This is a genomic window from Polynucleobacter sp. MG-27-Goln-C1 (assembly GCF_018881905.1).
Lineage (GTDB): Bacteria > Pseudomonadota > Gammaproteobacteria > Burkholderiales > Burkholderiaceae > Polynucleobacter.
The window spans coordinates 361,326-380,453 of sequence record NZ_JACVPM010000002.1; the positions used below are offsets into that span (position 1 = coordinate 361,326).

A 19,128-nucleotide genomic window follows, 5' to 3' on the forward strand; every position below is an offset into this window, starting at 1 on the left:
TCTGTTTATTGTCGTGAACTTCTGCAGCTATAAAGCCCCAGAAAGCCCAAAAAAGCGGTATCAAGCCAATACATCTAGCCGTGATTATAGGGTTAATTATGCTCAACAACAAACCCGGTTAACTAAGCCAGCCTCAATCTTGACAATGGTTTAAAAGATAGTGAATACTCACACTTAAGCAGAATCACTCCTAGTCTTGCGTCCGATTTGATTTGGATCAATATAGGCAACATGATCTTGGGCCCTAGCAAGGTGCTTACCTAAGGCCCAAGCATGCCCATAAACAATCTCTAAAGTGAGCTTTTTGGGCAATTGAGTGCTTAGGGGGCTGTTTTGATCGGCGGGGCCTAGCAAATTTAATGACCTGGCATCGGTTAGCAGAATGGCATCAGACTCATAGTCCAAACCCAAGAATTCCATGTCCATTACCGGGTCTGAAAAACGTTCGCCTAGGAGGGCATCCCCCATATCGTGCATATCCCAGGGGCTGGCCAACTTTTGAAGCGGCAATTGCTGCGCCAAAGGTTCGGAGTTGAGCTCTTTGGCAGTGTCAGGACCTAAATAACTCAAAGTTAGTAGCCCACCTTCTTTGAGCACTCGCCAGCACTCTTGCAAGAAATGCTTAGGATCAGCTAAGTCCTGAATCAAGAGAACGCTGACTACTAAATCGACAGAATTGTTAGGGAGATTAATGCGGCCCGTTTTCTTGTAGTCATCAAGAGAAATCTGGGATGCCGACTTCATTCTTGAATTCCAAAAACGGGACACCCTCAGCTTCAATAAATCAAAACCTGATAGCTCGCATTCTGGCGCACTGTGAAAACGAATCCCCGGAAAACGTTTTGTCAGAAAAGGGGCATGGGCTCCAGGGAAATCTGGAATCAATAGGACATCCTTTGCCTCCAACTTCACGATGTCTAATTTTTGCAACATGCGAGCTGCAATTTCATCCTGAAGCCATCTGATTGATTGGGTCATTGGCTCAGTATACTCAGCGGCCCATGCATCTAATAGAGAATATTTTTCAATCAATTTGTTCTCACCTATTACCAAGCTCATGTATTGTTTGCGGGGCATTCCAGCGACGCACTCTCTGCCTTGATTGCTTCATCAAGTTGCAATCAGATCAACTATCAAATTATGAATGCTGCAAGCAATGCGGCCTCACCCTTGAAGCAAAAGAGTTAAAAGAAAAACGTTGTCGAGAGTGCATCACTAACCCGCCCTACTTCGACGAAACTTACTGCCTAGATCGATACGATGGCAGACTGCAGCCTGCTTTGCATCAATTGAAATATCAGCGTCGACTTGCATGTGCACATGGCCTGGCTACGACATGGAATGCCCTGATTGCACAGGGTTTAACAACAGCCCAGGCAGACTATCTTCTACCAGTACCGTTGAGCCAAGAAAAACTATGCGCCAGAGGTTTTAATCAAAGCTGGGAATTGGCTAGGCGGATTGACTGTGACAAATACATTCATAAAAACCCACATACCTTGAAGCGTCACCACCACACTCAGCATCAAGCCAATGAGAACCGAGCTAATCGTCACATAGCTATTCAAGACATGTTTTATATCAACCCACAGTATCGGGGCTTGCTAGAGTCTGCCTCAGTCATTGTGTTTGATGATGTCATGACTAGCGGGGCAACCTTAAATGAAATCGCTCGCGTATTGAAGGACAATGGTGTATCTCATGTTATTAATTGGGTTCTACTGAGAACACTTCGTCCATCACAAAGATCAGAGCATGTTTAACATTGTTTTATTCGAACCAGAAATTCCGCCCAATACAGGCAACATCATTCGCCTCTGTGCAAACACGGGTGCAAAGTTACACCTCGTAGAGCCCTTGGGTTTCCCCATGGAGGATGCCAAACTTCGCAGAGCAGGACTGGACTATCACGAGTTCGCCAAAGTAAAGGTTCATAAAAACTGGGCACAATTTCTGATTGATGAAAATCCCAAACCTGAACGCATGTTTGCATTAACGACTAAGGGATCTGGGAAATTTCATGATGGCAAATATTTACCGGAAGATTATTTTGTTTTTGGTTCAGAAACCAAAGGCATCACCGAAGAAGTCAGAAGCTCAATTCCAACACCCAATCAAGTTCGCCTAGCGATGCAAGATAGCAGTCGTAGCTTGAATCTCTCGAATACAGTAGCGATTGTTGTTTATGAAGCATGGCGCCAAAACGGATTGCTTGGCGGAAGTTAAGAAACTTAAACTTCGACCTTGGGATCGCGCCCCATGAGTTTTTTCACAGCTTCATGCGGTGAAAGTTTTCCAGATAAAACCTCACCCATCATGGTAGTAATTGGCATCTCAACACCTAAGCGTGTCGCCAGATTACCAACCGCAGAGGCACACAGCACACCCTCAGCAACATGTCCTAAGTTGCCCAAAATTTCAGGTAGAGGTTTTCCGGCAGCAAGCGCTAAGCCAACACGGCGATTACGAGAGAGATCCCCAGTAGCAGTCAAAATCAAATCGCCTACTCCAGTTAATCCCATACATGTCTCTGGTCTGCCGCCAGCAGCTTTTACCAAACGCATCATTTCTGCAAGGCCACGCGTTAATACTGCAGCGCGTGCATTTAAGCCAAGGTCTAGCCCATCACCAATCCCAGCTGCAATTGCTAAAACGTTTTTAATGGCACCGCCTAATTCAACACCAACTAAATCATCGCTGGCATAGATGCGCATATTGCCATGATGGAAAGCGCCTTGAACAATGTCGCATAAGGCATTCGACTTGCTGGCGATAGTTAATGCGCAAGGCATACCATTCCCAACTTCTTGCGCAAAACTTGGTCCTGATAGAGCACCGTAAGAATGATGAAGGCCATGACTGTGCAACTGGTCTTCCCGGTCTACTACTTGATGCGGTAATAAGGTTGTACTGGGCTCCAAGCCCTTACACAGCCAAACAATATTGAGCGGGTGTTTAGCGATGCGTAGTACCTGTGCCACTGTTTCCGACAAACCTGACATCGGAGTAGCAATTACCAAAAGATCGTTTGCCGAAAGGCGTTCAATAGCCCGCTCAAAACTTACTTCTAATTGCAAGCCCTTTGGCAAGATAACGCCAGGCAGATAGTCTGCATTTTCGCCAGACTTTTCTATACCCTCTAACTGCTCAGCGCTTCGCGACCACAAACAAACATCGCCAGCCTGAAGATGGCGCGCTGCTTGCGCGGCCATAGCAGTGCCCCAAGAACCAGCTCCAAGCAGCGTCACTTTCATGATCTGTGGGCTTTAACTAAATTGACTCAGTGAGGAAGAATGATTTTGCTTTCATCCGTAGAGCTACTTTCCGTTGCAGCGGCTTGCGCAGCCTGCATGATGCGGTGTTCATACATACCGTGGAAGTTGATCTCATTCAGATGAATTGGCTGGAAACCAGCGCGGCTAATAGTGTCAGCAATATTCGAGCGCAAGTAAGGATACAAAATCGTTGGGCAAGCAATGCCTAACATTGGATCAATTTGCTCTGGTGGAATATTGTTAAATTCAAAGATACCCGCTTGCTTAGCTTCAACCAAAAAGAGCACCTTGCTTTCGACTTTGGCTGTCACTGTTCCAATTAAGGCAACCTCAAAAATTTCATCGCTCAAGCGTGTAACTGCAACATCTACCTCAACCTCAACTTGAGGCTCAGCCGCAACCAATAAAATTTGTGGTGCATTCGGTTGCTCTAAAGACAGGTCCTTGAGGTAAATACGTTGGATGCGGAAGCCAGGCTCTTTTGAGTTATCAGCTGCATCTGGAGCGGAAGTAGTTTGTTCAGTCATGGGAAACTTTCTGAGTAAATTTTTTAAGCTAAGAGTGGATCAAGTTGGCCGGCGCGATCTAGTGCAACTAGATCGTCATAACCACCAACATGGGTTTCACCAATGTAAATTTGCGGCACAGTACGGCGACCTGTACGAGTCATCATGATCTCGCGCTGCGCAGGATCATGATCAATTAGGATCTTCTCTAGATTTGCCACGCCCTTCTTCTGCAACAACTTCTCTGCCATAACGCAGTAGGGACAAACTTGGGTGCTATACATCGTAACTTGTGGCATATCGAAGACCCGCTGAATTATTTGACTAATGGCAAGGCTGCAGCCTGCCAGCCCTGAACGCCGCCATCCAAGACCGCAACTTCAGAGAACCCTAATTTCTTCAATTCTGGAACTACCTTGCGGGCACTCATACCTGAGTGGCAAACCAAAATGATGGGATTTTTACGGTCCAGCTTGAGCTTATCGATTCCGGACGGGATTTGCTCGGCCAAAAGATGTTTTGCACCAGGCAGGTGACCAGCCTTAAAGTCGGATTCTGGACGTAAGTCCAAAACAGCTGCTTTACGGCGATTCATCCAAATAGTTGCTTCTGTAGGCGATAAGCCTTTTCCGCTAATAAGCGTAGATAATGTGGGGAAGAAGAGTGCTGCGCCCGAAACAAGCAGGAGGGCGATAAGCGCTAAATTATCAATTTGCGTGAGAAAGTTCATCACCGGATTATAGAATGGCTCTATGAAACAACTTGTCCTTATTCGTCATGGCGAATCCGCCTGGAACCTTGAAAACCGCTTCACTGGCTGGGCGGACGTTGACTTAACCCCAAAAGGCACCGAACAGGCCCTTGCTGCCGGAGAAAACCTCCGTAAAGCAGGCTATGAATTTGATGTGGCCTACACCTCAGTTCTCAGACGAGCCATCCGCACCCTGTGGCATGTTCAAGATACTATGGACCTCATGTGGCTGCCCGTAGTCCACAGCTGGAGACTGAACGAACGCCACTATGGCGCCCTCACCGGCCTGAATAAAGCTGAAACAGCGCAGCAGTACGGAGATGCCCAAGTTCATATTTGGCGTCGCTCCTACGACGTACGCCCACCCCTCTTAGAAAAAGAAGATGAGCGCAATCCACAAAATGATCGACGTTACGAAAAACTCAGTGCATCTGATATTCCTTTAGGCGAGTGCCTCAAAGATAACGTCGAGCGCGTATTGCCTCTTTGGAATGAATCTATTGCTCCCGCTCTCAAAGCAGGTAAGCGCGTATTACTTGTCGCACATGGCAATAGCATTCGCTCTTTAATTAAGTATCTCGACCAGGTTTCTGACGAAGACATTATGGAAATCAACGTTCCTAATGGCATCCCGCTTGTTTATGAGCTCGATGACAACCTCAAGCCCATTCAGCATTTTTATTTGGATTAAGGTAAAACAGAAGCATGCGCGTATTTTTCAAGAACTTTGCCCTAGTCTCTGTCGGCCTCATCGCCGGGGTTGCAGCCACCATTCAACTATCAGCCACCGCCCAGCAGGGTGCAACGCTGCCTTTGGATGAGCTGCGGACATTATCGAATGTCTTTGCTCAAATCAAACGTGAGTACGTTGAGCCAATTGAAGACAAACAGTTACTGACCGATGCCGTCAAAGGTATGGTGAGCAGTCTTGATCCGCACTCTACCTATCTTGATAAAAAAGATTTCTCTGAAATGCAAGAACAAACCAGTGGCAAGTTTGCTGGTCTTGGAATTGAGATCACTTCAGAAGATGGCGTTGTTAAAGTGCTTAACCCAATTGAAGATAGTCCTGCGGCACGTGCTGGCTTACAAGCTGGCGATCTTATTACTCGCTTAGATGACAAGCCTGTTCGCGGCATGTCACTGGATAAAGCCGTGCGCACCATGCGCGGTACACCAGGTACAAAAATTACTTTGACCGTCTTCCGCAAAAGTGAAGAGCGCAGCTTCCCAGTAACAATTACTCGCGCTGAAATTAAAGTGCAGTCCGTTAAAGCCAAAATTCTGGATAACGATATTGCCTGGGTGAGAGTCACCAGCTTTCAAGAGCGTACGGTTCCGGATCTTGCAAAAAAATTAACCGAGCTAGCAAATCAAGATCCCAAAATGAAGGGCATCATTCTTGACCTGAGAAACAATGGTGGTGGCTTGCTACAAGGCGCCGTCGGCGTTGCCGCTGCTTTCTTGCCGGCAGATGCTGTGATCGTTTCGACCAAGGGTCAGACAGCTGACTCCAAGCAAGTGTTCAATGCAACACCAGCAATGTACCGTCTCAGTGAGCCTGGCGATCCCTTAGCTGGCGTGCCAGCGATGTACAAAAAACTACCGATGGTTGTTTTAGTAAATGCCTATTCCGCTTCCGCCTCTGAAATTGTGGCTGGCGCATTACAAGATTACAAACGCGCAACCATCATTGGCAAGACTACTTTTGGTAAAGGCTCTGTGCAAACAGTCCGCCCACTGACTAATGATTCTGCACTGAAAATCACTACCGCCTACTACTACACACCGAGTGGTAAATCGATTCAAGCTTATGGCGTCAAACCGGATATCGCAGTTGATCAAAATAAAGATGGCGATCCGGATGATGTATTAATTACCCGCGAAGTTGATAGCGAGAAGCATTTGCGTAACAAGCAATCATCAGAAGAAAAACTGGTTGCCGATCGTGAAAAACGCCGCCTAGAAGAGCTTCAGCGCATTGAAGAAAAAAATGCCAAGAAGACTCCTGAAGAGAAAGAAAAAGAAAAGTCTAAGAAGCCTGTCGAGCTCGGCAGTGCAGATGACTTTATGCTTTCTCAGGCAGTTGCATTTATTAATGGTGAGCCTGTAAAACGCTCCGCCTCTAAGCTAGAGTAAGTTCTAGCAATTAGGCATACATATGAATGATGAGCAGCTACTTCGCTACTCGCGGCATTTACTGCTAGAAGAAATTGATGTTGCTGGCCAAGAAAAGCTTCTTGGCTCGCACATCCTCATCATTGGTGCCGGTGGGCTGGGAAGCGCGGCCGCACCCTATTTAGCTGCAGCCGGCGTAGGAAAAATAATGCTGCTTGATCATGACAAAGTCGAGCTCACTAATTTGCAACGACAAATCATGCATAGCCAGAACTCCATCGGTAAAAGTAAGGTGGAATCAGGAAAGCAATTTTTGCAAAGCATCAATCCCACCCTCACGATTAACGCAATCGCAGAGAAGGCAACTGAGAATTTATTGCAAGAACTCTTGCCATCGGTAAATCTCGTTTTGGATTGCACTGATAACTTTGCTACCCGCCAGCTCATTAATGCAGCCTGCTTTACTCATAAGCTGCCACTCGTATCTGGATCTGCCCTCAAATTTGATGGTCAATTGAGCGTCTTTGATTTTCGGAGTACAGCATCACCCTGCTATGCCTGCCTTTTTTCTCCGGAAGAACAGTTTGAAGAAGTTAGCTGTGCCAGCATGGGCATCTTCTCTCCGTTGGTTGGCATTATTGGTGCGATGCAAGCAGCCCAAGCACTTCAGGTATTGATTGGCTTTGGTAAGCCTTTAGTGGGAAGAATGTTGCTTTGGAATGCACTCAATACTCAGATTGATGAGATTAGTATTTCTCGCAATCCCACATGCAAGGTTTGCGGCTCCCAACACTAGGGGGTTAAGAGAGCAAGCGCTCTAATGCTTTGGCCTGCTCTTCGGGTTCATAGGCACGCAGGACTCTAGGAACGCGGGCTTTTAGTAGACCCACATTTGCCTTTAGGATCTCACGCTTGACTAACAAGAGTTGGCTAAAGTGCATTGAGAAATCTGTTAGGCCGAGCGCAAGTAATAGCTTTGTTAGTGCAGGATCGCCAGCCATCTCACCGCAAACAGCAACCGGCACATCTGCTCGCTTCGCTTGATCGATGATGCTAGATAGCAAATTCAAAATAGCGGGATGTAAAGGGTCATATAAATGTGCCACCGCGTGATCTGCGCGATCAATTGCCAAGGTGTACTGAATTAAGTCATTAGTGCCAATCGAAAGAAAATCAAATCGATTAATAAATAACGGCAGCATCAATGCAGCCGCTGGAATTTCAATCATGGCACCAACTTGAATATTCGGATTAAATGCTTTGCCGCGCTGATGTAATTGCTGCTTTGCTTTTTCAATCAATCTAAATGTTTCATCGATCTCTTTAGCATGCGCCAACATCGGGATCATGATCCGTGCCTGACCATGTGCTGACGCGCGCAAGATAGCTCGGAGTTGCGTTAAAAAGATTTCAGGCTCGGTCAAGGACCAGCGAATCGCGCGCAACCCCAGTGGTGATGTCCCAGTCTGAGAAATATCGCCTCCACCACCCAATGCCTTATCAGCACCAACGTCAATGGTTCTAATATTGACAGGCAGGCCATGCATTAAATCAACTACACGACGATATTCTTGATACTGCTGCTCTTCATCGGGCAAGGCTTGCTTGCGATCCATAAATAAAAATTCAGAGCGAAATAAGCCAACACCTACAGCACCTAACTTCACTGCCTGAATAGCATCCTCTGGAAGCTCAATGTTGGCAAACAACTCAATCTCAACCCGGTCAGCTGTTTCCGTCTTGGCGTGCTTTAGCTGTTTTAGTTTACGAGCCTCTTTTAAGGCTTGAACTTGTAGCTTTCGATATTCGGCAAGGAGTTGTTCATCTGGAGCAACAACGACAACCCCATGCTCTCCATCCAATATCAGCCAATCACCATGACGAATCATTTCGCTGGCATGTCGCACGCCGACTACTGCAGGGATTTCCATACTGCGCGCGACAATGGCGGTATGAGATGTCTTACCACCAAGATCCGTTACAAAACCTGTAAAAGCATGATCTTTGAAGCGCAGCATGTCATGAGGAGCAATATCGTGGGCAACAATAATCGACTCAATGCCGATATCGCTTGCAGGCAAAAAATCGGCATCATTTAAAGAGTCTTTTTTCTGAGCATTTAAAGCCTTAATTACACGCTCAGCCACCTGTCGAATATCGTTGGCACGCTCTTTTAAATAAGCATCCTCAATATCAGCAAATTGCCCTAAAAGATCATTCAGCTCGGTTGTTAACGCCCAAGCAGCATTTAATCTTTGAGTACGAATTAATTTAATCGGCTTCTCAGCTAAAGCTGGGTCTGCCAGAATCATGGCATGCACATCCAAGAATGCGGCCATTTCTTGGGGCGCATCTTTAGGCAATCCTTGACGTAATTGGGCCAACTCGAGGCGCACCTGCTCAAAAGCATCCAATAACTTTTGAGCTTCAGCCTCTTCTTTGCCAGCTTCAATTAAGTAATGACTAACCTCTAATGCTGCACGCGATATCAGTACGGCTTTGCCAATGGCAATACCCTTAGATACTGCTATTCCGTGCAAAGCAAAAGTCATCCTTATTCGCCCTCACCAAATCGATCGTTGATCAATGCAGTTAGGGCTTGCATTGCCTCATCTTCTTTTTCGCCGACAGTTTCTAGTGTCACAGTGCTACCGATTCCAGCGGCCAGCATCATGACGCCCATAATGCTCTTAGCATTAATTTGACGGCCATTGCGTGACAACAATATTTCACACGGAAATTCAGCCGCAAGCTGAGATAGCTTCGCAGATGCGCGAGCATGCAATCCCAACTTATTAATAATTTCGATTTCTGCAATAGGCATAGTGGGTCCTATTTCTCCGTAGTAGCTTGTGGGGCCTTAGAGCCCAAACGTAGAATGCCATTTTGGCCACCTTGGAGCGCCTTTTGAGCCAACTCTTCCAGGCTCTCACCACGATGAGAGATGCAACGCATCAACATGGGTAAATTGAGTCCCGCCAACACAATCACTGGTGCATTCAAACCAGACAGTGGTCCTAAGGCTTCAAGCTTAGATGCCACATTGGCTGGGGTAGCGCCCATCACATCAGTCAGAATCAAAACGCCCTGACCTGTATTAACGCCATATGCCGCCTTTAACACTCGATCAAAGCTAGCTTTTGTGTCTTCGTAGGGCGGAATGTCGACAGCCCTCACTCTCTCCGGCACCACACCAAATGCATGCTCTGCAAAACCGAGCATCGCACTTGCCACCGGGGTGTGGGCAACTATTACGATTCCAACCATTTTTATGCCAATGCCTTTTCAAGCTCTGTTAACCAAAATTTCGGAACATCAAATCCACTTTGCTCAGTAATTTCTACAAAACAGGTTGGGCTGGTCACATTAATTTCTGTGACATAAGCACCAATTAAATCTAATCCTACCAAGAACAAACCGCGGGCATTCAAAATTGGGGCGAGACGCTCTGCAACCTTCAACTCGGCATCTGTCAGAGGCATAGCCACTCCTTTGCCACCGGCAGCCAAGTTACCTCGGATTTCGCTACCCTGCGGAATGCGAGCCAATGCGAATGGCACTACCTTGCCACCAATCAGCAAGACCCGCTTATCGCCTTGAGCTATCTCAGGCAAGAATTTCTGCACCATCAAAGTACGTGCACCATTCTCGCCAAGCGTCTCCACAATACTGGCAAGATTTAAGCCATCAGACCCTACACGAAACACACCCATACCACCCATGCCATCTAAAGGCTTAATCACAATATCTTGATGCTCTTGATGAAACAACTCAATTGCACTGAGTTCGCGGGTGATCAAAGTTGGCGGAATAAGTTCTGGAAATTCAGTAATGGATATTTTTTCAGAATGGTCCCGAATAGCCATTGGACTGTTAAATACGTTTGCACCCTGACGAACTGCAGCAGACAATAACCAAGTGGTATTGAGGTATTCAATATCAAATGGTGGATCTGTGCGCATCATGACTGCGTTAAAAGTATTTAATGGGCGATCTTCTACGGGGCCCAATTCAAACCAGGCAGTACCGCTTGGCTTAATGTCGAGAGACTGGCAATCAGCCACTACAAAATCATCTCTCCACAGAATATTGCGACTTTGACAAAACCACAATTGATGCCCTGCCTCTTGCGCAACTCGCATCATTGCCAAGGTGGAATCTTTACTAATCTTGAAAGACTCCAAAGGGTCAGCAATGAAAAGGAGATTCATCTTATGTCCGAGCATTCAAATAAAGTTAAGCAGCTTCAGCATTAGGATCGGAGCGCTCCAGCTCTAAAGAAGCAGCCAATAAAGCCAGGCGAGCGACAACGCCATAAAGATAAAAGCGATTTGGCGGTGCGCTACCAGGCTTGGCGCCTAGGTCTGGCATGGAGTTTTGCTCGAACGCCAGAGGCACAAAATGCATGCCCGGCGCGTTCAGATTCTCATCGGGGCCACGGTCTGTGTGTACGCGATAGAAGCCGCCGATTACATAACGGTCGATCATGTACACCACTGGCTCAGCGACGGCCTCATTCACTTTCTCGAAGGTATAAACACCTTCCTGAATCAATACATCGCTTACCTCAAGACCTTCTTTGACGACACTCATCTTATTGCGGTCTTTGCGATTCAAGCCTTTGAGCTGGGCAGGATCATTCACCACCATCACACCCATACCATATGTACCAGCATCTGCTTTGACAACGACATATGGTTTTTCTTTAATGCCGTACTCACGGTATTTCTTGGCAGTTTTCTTAAGAACTTTCTCTACAGCAGCTTGTAATTCTTCCTCACCCTTACGCTCATGGAAATTCACATTAGAGCAACTAGCAAAGTAAGGATTAATCATCCAAGGATCAATATCCACTACCTTCGCAAATTTCTTCGCGACTTCGTCGTAGGCAGCAAAGTGATTTGACTTGCGGCGTACATGCCAACCAGCATGCAGGCCCGGCAATAGATATTGCTCATGCAGATTTTCTAAGATCGGAGGAATGCCTGCCGACAAATCATTGTTCAACAAAATTGAACAAGGATCAAAATCTTTCAATCCCAATCGCTGCTTCTTCAAACCCAAACGAGATAAAGGCTCCATCAAGAGACGATTGCCATCAGGCAAATCAATCCAAGTTGGCTTTTTAATTTCATCTGACAAAGTACCCAGACGCACATTGAGGCCTGCTTGACGCAAGATCGAAGATAGGCGCGCAATATTCTGCAAGTAGAAGGTATTGCGAGTATGTCGCTCAGGTATCAACAGTAAATTTTTTGCTTCAGGACAAATCTTCTCAATTGCCGCCATTGCCGCCTGAACTGCCAAAGGCAACATCTGTGGAGATAGATTATTAAAACCACCCGGAAAGAGATTGGTGTCGACCGGGGCTAGCTTAAAGCCAGCATTACGCAGATCAACTGAACAGTAGAACGGCGGAGTGTGCTCCTGCCACTCAAGCCTGAACCAGCGCTCAATAGTTGGGGTTGCTTCTAATACCTTCGACTCGAGATCGAGAAGAGGGCCGCTAAGGGCAGTGATGAGATGTGGAACCATTCCACCATTGTAAGATTTTTAAAAGAAAGACGCGGAATCCGAGGATCCCGCGCTTAAAAACTGGGCAGCTAACTAAAGCCGCCCAGTGAGGGGTAAAACAGCTAATTAAGACTCGTAAGCGGACTCACCGTGGGAGCTGATATCCAAACCTTCGCGCTCTTCATCTTCCTTAACGCGGAGACCGATCACCATATCAACCAATTTGTAGGCGATATAAGAAACCACGCCAGACCAAATTAGGGTAACGATGACGCCTTGGCTCTGAATCCACAATTGGCTAGCGATAGAGTAATCAGGAGCCGCAGCATTCGCTACATAATCCCAAATACCTGTTCCGCCTAAAGCTGGATCTGCGAACACACCAGTTAACAAAGCGCCCAAGATACCGCCAACGCCATGCACACCGAATACGTCCAAGCTGTCATCTGAACCCAAAATCTTCTTGAGACCAGAAACACCCCACAAGCAAACTACACCAGCAGCAGCACCGATAACTAGCGCGCCCATTGGGCCTACAAAACCAGCAGCAGGAGTAACAGCAACCAAACCAGCTACGCAACCAGATGCACCACCCAACATGGAAGGCTTACCTTTGTGAACCCACTCAGCAACTGACCAGCTCAATACTGCTGCAGCTGTTGCCAATAATGTGTTCACGAATGCCAAGGCTGCACTGCCGTTTGCTTCGAGAGCAGAACCAGCATTGAAACCAAACCAACCGAACCACAAGAGTGAAGCACCAATCATCACGAACACTAAGTTATGCGGCTTCATTGCTTCTTTGCCGTAACCCAAACGTTTGCCGATCACGAATGAACCTACCAAGCCTGCGATCGCAGCATTGATGTGAACAACGGTACCACCAGCAAAGTCGAGAACACCCTTCTGCCACAACCAACCAGCACGTGCTGTGATTGCTTCAAGTGATGCTGCATCTTTGATGTCATCAGGACCAGGCCAGAACCAAACCATGTGAGCGATTGGCAAGTAGCTGAAAGTGAACCAAAGAATTACAAACAACACGATTGCAGAAAACTTGGCACGCTCAGCAAATGAACCAACGATCAAGCAGCAAGTAATAGTGGCAAACGCAGCTTGGAAGGCCATAAATACATACTCAGGAATCACAATGCCTTTACTAAATGTCGCGGCAACTGAATCTGGAGTAATGCCTTGCAAGAACAAACGATCGAATCCACCAATGAATGCGCCGCCTTCAGTAAATGCAAAGCTGTATCCATAGAGAGACCACAATACCGTGATCAACGCAAATACAAACATACACTGTACGAGTACAGAAAGAATGTTCTTGCTACGTGTCAAACCACCGTAGAACAAAGCCAAACCAGGCAATGTCATCAAGATTACTAGTGCTGTACACACCAATATCCAAGCTGTATCACCTTTGTTCGGAACTAATGCAGGAGCAGCAGCAACTGCAGCGGCAGCCGCAGCCGCAACTGGCTTAGCTTCATCAGCAAAAGCTGGTGAAGCCACCATGACACTGGTTGCACCAATAGCCAAGGCCATTGCGCTTCCAGCTAGGAGTCGTTTCATCCAAGTTAACATTTTGAACCTCTCTTTAAAGTGCTGACGCGCCGGTTTCACCGGTACGAATGCGAATGACGTGTTCAACTGGGGAGACAAAAATCTTGCCATCGCCAATTTTTCCAGTACGAGCAGATTTTTCAATTGCTTCAATCGCTCGCTCCAAGATGCCATCTTCAACAGCAGCTTCAATTTTTACTTTAGGCAAAAAGTCGACAACATACTCAGCACCGCGATACAACTCGGTGTGACCTTTTTGACGGCCAAAGCCTTTAACTTCAGTGACGGTAATACCCGAAACTCCCACTTCTGAGAGAGCTTCGCGCACTTCGTCAAGCTTGAAGGGCTTGATGATTGCGGTAATTAATTTCATACGTTTCTCCGTTCAGAGGAAAGAATTAAAATACTTTTGTGAGGGAAACTACAGCGCCTGGACGGCCGGCAGATCCATTGGCCGCACCACCTGCACCAGTGTATGTGCTCCACCAGTTAGGATTCGCATTAGTTGATACGTAAGACGCTGCTAATGAGAGACCGCCTCCAAAATCTTTAGTGGCACCTATCTTCCAATCGGTATAGCTAATGTTGTTAGGCGTTGATCCGCCCCATCCTGAAGAGGTAGCAGGCTGACCAGCAACGTATTGATAGCCAACGTGGCCATTCAAACTAATTCCCCAAAATCCAGTGTCATAGTTTGCAGTTAAGTCTGGGTAGAAAGAGCCGCCACTGTTAGGAATACCGAAAATATTAGTTAATGAATAGTTAACCTTAACAAAACCAGTTACAGGGCCAAAAGTAAAGTTTTGCGCTACATACAACTCAGTCGTATTTGGATTCAACATTGTGTATGAAGGATATGAACCAGACTGTGGGTAGTAGTACTGCAATACACCGAAATCAGATGCAAAACCTTCTGCAATCAACTCCTTCTTAAAACCACCGTAGAAGTCCATTTCAACCGGAGCTCTAACGCCATTGTTAGTAGTATTTGCAACCCAGTTAATTGTGCTGTTCCAGTTACCAATGTAGAGGCCGCTCTCATGGGCGTAATCAAAGCCACCTTGAATCGCTGGCTGGTAATTTGTTTGTGAGATACCACGGTAACGATAATCATTGGTCACAGTAACGTTAGCTGTAACTGGACTCACTTCAGGAGCCTCTGGTGCAGCTGCAGGAGCTGTTTGCGCAAATGCCGCTGTTGCGAATAAGCCAGATGCTGCGAGAGCGATGGCAGTCTTTTGAATAGTTTTCATTTAAAACTCCTTGGTGGTCATGAAAAAAGGGATAAATGCTTTATTGCATGGAGTGATCATGAATCTCGGGAGCCTTCTCAATTTGGTGCGATTCCCCTAAATAAGGCTTATGCCCAATTTTGGTGCTTATATATGCACCATTTAAGCTCATTTTGCTGCAATCGCAGCATTTTTGGTTGGTTTTACCTGTTTTTGGAGTCCCAACTTAAAATAGGATCTGTATCTTTTATGCAACTTTCAACAGAACGGCGGGGCAGCATTATGCAAAAACCAGGCGAAATCCTAGAACAAATCCAGCGCATTGCTAGTGATATGCAAAACAAAGTCGGGGATGCGATTCGTAATTCACCTGCGCAAGAGATTGAAAAAAATGTGCGCGCCATGATGAATCAAGGTTTTCAGAAGATGGACCTAGTTACTCGCGAAGAATTTGATTTGCAATCCAAGGTACTTGCTAAGACCAGAGAAAAACTAGAAGCCCTCGAAGCTAAAGTAGCTGCTTTAGAAAAGTCTTAGTCAAAATCTCAGTTTCATCTAGAAACTATTCTGGATGAAACTCATCAAAGAAATTAGAGTAAGCCTCTTCAGAAAAAAATTGTTTTGCAGGCACTCGTGCTGGCGCAGTATGTAAAACCGAGATCTGATAAATCCAGGCTCCATTGTCTGTTGTAATTCTGGTGATCCAACGCACACGCATTGACTGCTCGACTGCACCACTAGATTTGAATTCTAAAAAATAATCTTTAGTAGAAAGACGCTGCCGATTAGCTGCTTGATAAGAAGCGTCTGCAGTAATGGTGCCTTCTAAATTAACATTTGCACGGTTCAGTAGATTGCCTTGCAATTGCTCTAATAACTTAGGCGCGAGCGCGACTTGATCTTTGCCCAAGTGAACCGTGCTCACCGAATAAATATCATCTTCAATTTTTACCGCTTCTAAGGTTTGTGGGATTTCTTGACCTTGATATGGCAGTCGTCGTTCAATTTTTTCAGGCTTACCTGGAAATAAAGCGCTATAGCCGTCTTGCGCAGACTGCACTGTGCGCCAATCTAATTTGGGACTACAAGCGGAAAGTAGAAATGCAAATGCTAAAACTACACCAAACTTTTTAAGAAACGGTTTAGACAATTCCAGCCCCATGCGCTTGTTGGTCAGCATGGTAGCTAGAGCGCACCATCGCGCCCACGGCAGCATGCGAGAAGCCCATTGCATAAGCTTCTTCTTCAAAATGCTTAAAGACGTCAGGATGCACATAGCGACGAACTGGCAGGTGATGTCCTGAAGGCGCTAGATACTGACCAATAGTCAGCATATCAATATTGTGTTCACGCATATCGCGCATGACTTCTAAAATTTCTTCATCAGTTTCTCCCAAGCCAACCATTAAACCGCTCTTGGTTGGAATATTTGGGAAGCGCTCTTTAAAGTCTTTTAATAATTTTAATGAGTGTGCGTAGTCAGCGCCGGGACGCGCCTCTTTGTATAAGCGTGGAACCGTTTCTAAATTGTGATTCATCACATCAGGCAAGCCTTGCGGTGCATGCTCAGAAAAAATATCCAAAGCCTTATCTAGGCGGCCCCGAAAATCCGGAACTAAGACTTCGATCCGAGTATTTGGAGAGAGGTCTCGCGACTGAGAAATGCAATCCACATAATGCATAGCGCCACCATCACGTAAATCATCCCGATCTACGCTAGTAATCACCACATAATTTAATTTGAGAGCAGCGATCGTGCGCGCCAAATTGCCGGGCTCTTTGGTATCTAGCGGATCAGGCCTACCGTGACCAACATCACAAAATGGGCAACGACGCGTACATTTATCGCCCATGATCATGAAGGTAGCAGTGCCCTTACCAAAACATTCGCCAATATTGGGGCAACTTGCTTCTTCACAAACCGTGACCAACTCATTCTCACGCAAGATTTTTTTGATCTCATTAAAGCGAGAATTTCCAGAAGCAGCTTTTACTCGTATCCAATCTGGCTTTTTGAGCACTTGTTCCAAGGGAACAATCTTGATCGGAATACGCGCAGTTTTCTCGCTCGACTTCTGCTTACGTGAAGCATCGTAATTAAGGTCCTGGCGACTATTGCTAGTAGCGACGGTATCGAGGTCCGGCTTATTGGTAGTCATGATGAAGTCAGTTGCTTGTGCAAATGCCCTAAAAGGGTTTGGCTAATAATGCCTATATTGTCCTTGATCCCAAGGGTTTGCATATCCACTGTCCTTAAGCCCTCATACCCACATGGGTGAATACGGGCAAAAGCACCCAAATCAGTAGCAACGTTCAAGGCAAGCCCGTGATAGGAGCATCCCTTAGAGACTTTGAGGCCCAAAGCGGCAATCTTGGCGCCGTGATACTCCAATGGCATTGCACTTTCCCGAGCAACATAAATACCAGGCGCACCAGCATGCCTTTCTGCCTGAATTCCAAAGTCGGCAAGAGTATCAATCAAAGCCTGCTCGATTCGGGAGACCAGCTCTTTTACAAAAATCCCCAAACGCCGAAGATCGAGCAATAGGTACACCACGATCTGCCCAGGGCCGTGATAAGTGATCTCACCACCACGATCCACCTGCACTAAGGGAATTTGATTGCTTGGGGAATGCAAATTACTAGCATCTCCTGCTAAACCTAAAGTAAACACTGGAGGATGCTCAAGAATCCAAATTTCATCTGGAGTGTCGCTATCTCGCTGCTGCGTGAAATCCCGCATCGCTTGATAAGTTGACTCGTAGTCAGCCACCCCCAAATGTTTTACTAAAAAACTCATGCAAATAATTTAGAGAACAACACTAACCAAAGGATGCGTGGATAAAGTGCGATACAACTCGTCTAACTGCTCACGGCTAGTTGCAGTGATTGGCAAAGTAATACCGAGATAATTTCCATCTTTAGAAGGTCGTTGCTCAACTTTGCTCTCATCAAGCGTAGGGTCAAATTGACGAGCAATATGCAAGATCGCAGGCAAATACTCTGGGTTAGTCTTGCCCATCACCTTAATTGGAAATTCTGATGGATATTCAATGAGGGATTTTTTATCTTCAGTCATGTCTTTTTATCTTTCTCAATTTTCTTTATTGATTGCGGTGATCGGGCATACCCAACCACGCACCTGTGATGATGTTACGAATGCAATGTAAACGTCGATGGAAGAAATGATCCGCTCCTGGCACCACTTGCACTGTTAACTCTTGAGGACGCGCCCAATCTAAAACGTCAATTAGGGGAATGGTTTCATCTACTTCGCCATGAATCAAAATCGTATCAGCAGGCACAGGTGCTAGGACCCACTTGCCCGCTGCGCTACCCACCATGACGAGCCGCTCAGCTGGGCGCCCTAGCTCTGCTAAGCGCTGTACTAAATGGGTTCCTACAAAGCTTCCAAATGAAAATCCAGAAACTACCAAAGGTAGGGTGTTTGCAGTCTGTACCCATGACTGTTGTGAGGTAGCCTCAAATTGATTCCAGCTTGAAGGTGTGCGCATCCAATCAGTTACGTGTAGCAAGTCTTCCATCTCACCAACGCCGTCATCATGCACACCAGCTGTAGCACCTACTCCACGAAAATTAGGGCGCACGCTGACGTAACCCAATTGATTAAAAGCGCGAGCCATAGTTTGCGTAACCTTGTTGTCCATTGTTCCACCCATTAACGGATGTGGATGTGCAACCAGTGCCAAACCTCTCACTGCGAACTCAGGGTTGTTTTTTAATTCATCTGGCAGATCAATCGACATTTCGATTTGACCCACAACACCATCAATATGAATTATTTTTGTACGGCTATTCATGAGGCAAACTTTCTCAAATCTTTTTAAGCTAACTGTAGACGCTCTACTGGGCGTCCTTGTATTAAGTGTGACTGGATAATTTCCTCGACGTCTTCAGTATCCACAAAGGTGTACCAAATACCTTCTGGATAAATCACCGCTACCGGGCCATCAGCACAACGGTCTAAACATCCCGCCTTATTAATGCGAATATTTCCAGGGCCAGATAGTCCCAACTCTTTCACGCGTTTTTTTGCATAGTCAAATAATGCAAAAGCATTATGGCGATCACAGCAATCTTCGCCATTACTACGCTGGTTTAGACAGAAAAAAACATGGTGCTTAAAACTCATAAAAAATCTC

General features: G+C 46.2%; 25 protein-coding genes. 6 read left to right on the top strand and 19 right to left on the bottom strand.

Annotation, left to right across the window (positions count from 1 at the left end):
- Positions 1-174 precede the first annotated feature (174 nt).
- A complete protein-coding gene (locus ICN14_RS05845; protein WP_255535980.1) occupies positions 175-978 on the bottom strand; it encodes a methyltransferase domain-containing protein in 804 nt (267 codons plus the stop codon).
- A 137-nt stretch (positions 979-1,115) separates the two neighbouring features.
- Here ICN14_RS05845 and ICN14_RS05850 point away from each other — a divergent pair, with 137 nt between their 5' ends.
- Together ICN14_RS05850 and trmL are read left to right on the top strand one after the other, a co-directional pair.
- Positions 1,116-1,763, top strand: a complete 648-nt coding sequence (locus tag ICN14_RS05850) for a ComF family protein (protein ID WP_255535981.1) — start codon at positions 1,116-1,118, stop codon at positions 1,761-1,763.
- Positions 1,756-2,226 carry a tRNA (uridine(34)/cytosine(34)/5-carboxymethylaminomethyluridine(34)-2'-O)-methyltransferase TrmL gene (gene trmL / locus ICN14_RS05855; RefSeq protein WP_216225584.1) on the top strand — a complete coding sequence of 157 codons (471 nt, stop codon included), beginning with the start codon at positions 1,756-1,758 and terminating at the stop codon, positions 2,224-2,226. The genes ICN14_RS05850 and trmL overlap by 8 nt, the downstream gene beginning before the upstream one ends.
- A 5-nt stretch (positions 2,227-2,231) precedes the next feature.
- Here trmL and ICN14_RS05860 read toward each other — a convergent pair whose 3' ends face one another.
- From ICN14_RS05860 to ICN14_RS05875, 4 genes are read right to left on the bottom strand one after another with little or no spacing between them, the layout of a single operon-like run.
- On the bottom strand, positions 2,232-3,254 hold the full coding sequence (locus ICN14_RS05860) for an NAD(P)H-dependent glycerol-3-phosphate dehydrogenase (RefSeq protein ID WP_216225585.1): 1,023 nt from the start codon (positions 3,252-3,254) through the stop codon (positions 2,232-2,234).
- A gap of 26 nt (positions 3,255-3,280) precedes the next feature.
- Complete coding sequence (gene secB / locus ICN14_RS05865) at positions 3,281-3,802, bottom strand: protein-export chaperone SecB (RefSeq protein ID WP_216225586.1); 522 nt, start codon at positions 3,800-3,802, stop codon at positions 3,281-3,283.
- 23 nt (positions 3,803-3,825) lie between these two features.
- Positions 3,826-4,080 (bottom strand): glutaredoxin 3, encoded by a 255-nt coding sequence (gene grxC / locus ICN14_RS05870; RefSeq protein WP_216225587.1) that lies wholly within the window; start codon positions 4,078-4,080, stop codon positions 3,826-3,828.
- 17 nt (positions 4,081-4,097) lie between these two features.
- Positions 4,098-4,511, bottom strand: coding sequence for a rhodanese-like domain-containing protein (locus ICN14_RS05875; protein WP_216178613.1), 414 nt, complete (start codon positions 4,509-4,511; stop codon positions 4,098-4,100).
- Positions 4,512-4,533: 22 nt separating this feature from the next.
- Here ICN14_RS05875 and gpmA point away from each other — a divergent pair, with 22 nt between their 5' ends.
- Genes gpmA through ICN14_RS05890 form a run of 3 tightly spaced genes read left to right on the top strand, consistent with a single transcriptional unit; the run spans position 4,534 to position 7,446 of the window.
- A complete protein-coding gene (gene gpmA / locus ICN14_RS05880) occupies positions 4,534-5,223 on the top strand; it encodes a 2,3-diphosphoglycerate-dependent phosphoglycerate mutase (RefSeq protein ID WP_216225588.1) in 690 nt (229 codons plus the stop codon).
- Between the two features lie 14 nt (positions 5,224-5,237).
- Positions 5,238-6,671 (top strand): S41 family peptidase, encoded by a 1,434-nt coding sequence (locus ICN14_RS05885; RefSeq protein WP_216225589.1) that lies wholly within the window; start codon positions 5,238-5,240, stop codon positions 6,669-6,671.
- A 22-nt stretch (positions 6,672-6,693) separates the two neighbouring features.
- Positions 6,694-7,446: a molybdopterin-synthase adenylyltransferase MoeB gene (locus ICN14_RS05890; protein ID WP_216225590.1), complete on the top strand. Its 753-nt coding sequence runs from the start codon at positions 6,694-6,696 to the stop codon at positions 7,444-7,446.
- A gap of 4 nt (positions 7,447-7,450) precedes the next feature.
- Here the strand turns inward: ICN14_RS05890 and ptsP are convergent, their stop codons facing one another.
- The 8 genes from ptsP to ICN14_RS05930 all read right to left on the bottom strand — a co-directional run bounded on the left by ptsP (position 7,451) and on the right by ICN14_RS05930 (position 14,986).
- Positions 7,451-9,202 carry a phosphoenolpyruvate--protein phosphotransferase gene (ptsP, locus tag ICN14_RS05895; RefSeq protein ID WP_216225591.1) on the bottom strand — a complete coding sequence of 584 codons (1,752 nt, stop codon included), beginning with the start codon at positions 9,200-9,202 and terminating at the stop codon, positions 7,451-7,453.
- 2 nt (positions 9,203-9,204) lie between these two features.
- Positions 9,205-9,474, bottom strand: a complete 270-nt coding sequence (locus ICN14_RS05900) for an HPr family phosphocarrier protein (protein WP_216225592.1) — start codon at positions 9,472-9,474, stop codon at positions 9,205-9,207.
- Between the two features lie 8 nt (positions 9,475-9,482).
- Entirely contained in the window at positions 9,483-9,917 is a 435-nt protein-coding gene (locus ICN14_RS05905) for a PTS sugar transporter subunit IIA (protein WP_216225593.1), read from the bottom strand.
- A 2-nt stretch (positions 9,918-9,919) separates the two neighbouring features.
- Positions 9,920-10,861 (bottom strand): glutathione synthase, encoded by a 942-nt coding sequence (gene gshB / locus ICN14_RS05910; protein WP_216225594.1) that lies wholly within the window; start codon positions 10,859-10,861, stop codon positions 9,920-9,922.
- 25 nt (positions 10,862-10,886) lie between these two features.
- Positions 10,887-12,185, bottom strand: a complete 1,299-nt coding sequence (gshA, locus tag ICN14_RS05915) for a glutamate--cysteine ligase (RefSeq protein ID WP_215334022.1) — start codon at positions 12,183-12,185, stop codon at positions 10,887-10,889.
- Between the two features lie 105 nt (positions 12,186-12,290).
- A complete protein-coding gene (locus tag ICN14_RS05920; protein ID WP_216225595.1) occupies positions 12,291-13,754 on the bottom strand; it encodes an ammonium transporter in 1,464 nt (487 codons plus the stop codon).
- A 13-nt stretch (positions 13,755-13,767) separates the two neighbouring features.
- A complete protein-coding gene (locus ICN14_RS05925; protein WP_011903792.1) occupies positions 13,768-14,106 on the bottom strand; it encodes a P-II family nitrogen regulator in 339 nt (112 codons plus the stop codon).
- 25 nt (positions 14,107-14,131) lie between these two features.
- Entirely contained in the window at positions 14,132-14,986 is an 855-nt protein-coding gene (locus ICN14_RS05930; RefSeq protein WP_216225596.1) for a TorF family putative porin, read from the bottom strand.
- Between the two features lie 261 nt (positions 14,987-15,247).
- Between ICN14_RS05930 and ICN14_RS05935 the strand changes: the two genes are divergently transcribed.
- Positions 15,248-15,502: an accessory factor UbiK family protein gene (locus ICN14_RS05935; protein ID WP_015422110.1), complete on the top strand. Its 255-nt coding sequence runs from the start codon at positions 15,248-15,250 to the stop codon at positions 15,500-15,502.
- 25 nt (positions 15,503-15,527) lie between these two features.
- Here ICN14_RS05935 and ICN14_RS05940 read toward each other — a convergent pair whose 3' ends face one another.
- From ICN14_RS05940 to ICN14_RS05965, 6 genes are read right to left on the bottom strand one after another with little or no spacing between them, the layout of a single operon-like run.
- Positions 15,528-16,115, bottom strand: coding sequence for a hypothetical protein (locus tag ICN14_RS05940; RefSeq protein ID WP_255535982.1), 588 nt, complete (start codon positions 16,113-16,115; stop codon positions 15,528-15,530).
- Positions 16,108-17,124, bottom strand: coding sequence for a lipoyl synthase (gene lipA, locus ICN14_RS05945; protein WP_216225597.1), 1,017 nt, complete (start codon positions 17,122-17,124; stop codon positions 16,108-16,110). The genes ICN14_RS05940 and lipA overlap by 8 nt, the downstream gene beginning before the upstream one ends.
- Positions 17,121-17,765 carry a lipoyl(octanoyl) transferase LipB gene (gene lipB, locus ICN14_RS05950; protein WP_216225598.1) on the bottom strand — a complete coding sequence of 215 codons (645 nt, stop codon included), beginning with the start codon at positions 17,763-17,765 and terminating at the stop codon, positions 17,121-17,123. The genes lipA and lipB overlap by 4 nt, the downstream gene beginning before the upstream one ends.
- Positions 17,766-17,774: 9 nt before the next feature.
- On the bottom strand, positions 17,775-18,044 hold the full coding sequence (locus ICN14_RS05955; RefSeq protein ID WP_216225599.1) for a YbeD family protein: 270 nt from the start codon (positions 18,042-18,044) through the stop codon (positions 17,775-17,777).
- A 25-nt stretch (positions 18,045-18,069) separates the two neighbouring features.
- Entirely contained in the window at positions 18,070-18,786 is a 717-nt protein-coding gene (locus tag ICN14_RS05960; protein ID WP_216225600.1) for an alpha/beta hydrolase, read from the bottom strand.
- 23 nt (positions 18,787-18,809) lie between these two features.
- Positions 18,810-19,118 carry a ferredoxin gene (locus ICN14_RS05965; RefSeq protein WP_216225601.1) on the bottom strand — a complete coding sequence of 103 codons (309 nt, stop codon included), beginning with the start codon at positions 19,116-19,118 and terminating at the stop codon, positions 18,810-18,812.
- Positions 19,119-19,128 lie beyond the last annotated feature (10 nt).

Bases quoted from the DNA above. Each gene is read 5' to 3' on its own strand.
- ICN14_RS05845 (WP_255535980.1), bottom strand. From the start codon at position 978: ATGACCCAATCAATCAGATGGCTTCAGGATGAAATTGCAGCTCGCATG.
- trmL (WP_216225584.1), top strand. From the start codon at position 1,756: ATGTTTAACATTGTTTTATTCGAACCAGAAATTCCGCCCAATACAGGC.
- ICN14_RS05860 (WP_216225585.1), bottom strand. From the start codon at position 3,254: ATGAAAGTGACGCTGCTTGGAGCTGGTTCTTGGGGCACTGCTATGGCC.
- secB (WP_216225586.1), bottom strand. From the start codon at position 3,802: ATGACTGAACAAACTACTTCCGCTCCAGATGCAGCTGATAACTCAAAA.
- grxC (WP_216225587.1), bottom strand. From the start codon at position 4,080: ATGCCACAAGTTACGATGTATAGCACCCAAGTTTGTCCCTACTGCGTT.
- ICN14_RS05875 (WP_216178613.1), bottom strand. From the start codon at position 4,511: ATGAACTTTCTCACGCAAATTGATAATTTAGCGCTTATCGCCCTCCTG.
- gpmA (WP_216225588.1), top strand. From the start codon at position 4,534: ATGAAACAACTTGTCCTTATTCGTCATGGCGAATCCGCCTGGAACCTT.
- ICN14_RS05885 (WP_216225589.1), top strand. From the start codon at position 5,238: ATGCGCGTATTTTTCAAGAACTTTGCCCTAGTCTCTGTCGGCCTCATC.
- ICN14_RS05890 (WP_216225590.1), top strand. From the start codon at position 6,694: ATGAATGATGAGCAGCTACTTCGCTACTCGCGGCATTTACTGCTAGAA.
- ptsP (WP_216225591.1), bottom strand. From the start codon at position 9,202: ATGACTTTTGCTTTGCACGGAATAGCAGTATCTAAGGGTATTGCCATT.
- ICN14_RS05900 (WP_216225592.1), bottom strand. From the start codon at position 9,474: ATGCCTATTGCAGAAATCGAAATTATTAATAAGTTGGGATTGCATGCT.
- ICN14_RS05905 (WP_216225593.1), bottom strand. From the start codon at position 9,917: ATGGTTGGAATCGTAATAGTTGCCCACACCCCGGTGGCAAGTGCGATG.
- gshB (WP_216225594.1), bottom strand. From the start codon at position 10,861: ATGAATCTCCTTTTCATTGCTGACCCTTTGGAGTCTTTCAAGATTAGT.
- gshA (WP_215334022.1), bottom strand. From the start codon at position 12,185: ATGGTTCCACATCTCATCACTGCCCTTAGCGGCCCTCTTCTCGATCTC.
- ICN14_RS05920 (WP_216225595.1), bottom strand. From the start codon at position 13,754: ATGTTAACTTGGATGAAACGACTCCTAGCTGGAAGCGCAATGGCCTTG.
- ICN14_RS05925 (WP_011903792.1), bottom strand. From the start codon at position 14,106: ATGAAATTAATTACCGCAATCATCAAGCCCTTCAAGCTTGACGAAGTG.
- ICN14_RS05930 (WP_216225596.1), bottom strand. From the start codon at position 14,986: ATGAAAACTATTCAAAAGACTGCCATCGCTCTCGCAGCATCTGGCTTA.
- ICN14_RS05935 (WP_015422110.1), top strand. From the start codon at position 15,248: ATGCAAAAACCAGGCGAAATCCTAGAACAAATCCAGCGCATTGCTAGT.
- lipA (WP_216225597.1), bottom strand. From the start codon at position 17,124: ATGACTACCAATAAGCCGGACCTCGATACCGTCGCTACTAGCAATAGT.
- lipB (WP_216225598.1), bottom strand. From the start codon at position 17,765: ATGAGTTTTTTAGTAAAACATTTGGGGGTGGCTGACTACGAGTCAACT.
- ICN14_RS05955 (WP_216225599.1), bottom strand. From the start codon at position 18,044: ATGACTGAAGATAAAAAATCCCTCATTGAATATCCATCAGAATTTCCA.
- ICN14_RS05960 (WP_216225600.1), bottom strand. From the start codon at position 18,786: ATGAATAGCCGTACAAAAATAATTCATATTGATGGTGTTGTGGGTCAA.
- ICN14_RS05965 (WP_216225601.1), bottom strand. From the start codon at position 19,118: ATGAGTTTTAAGCACCATGTTTTTTTCTGTCTAAACCAGCGTAGTAAT.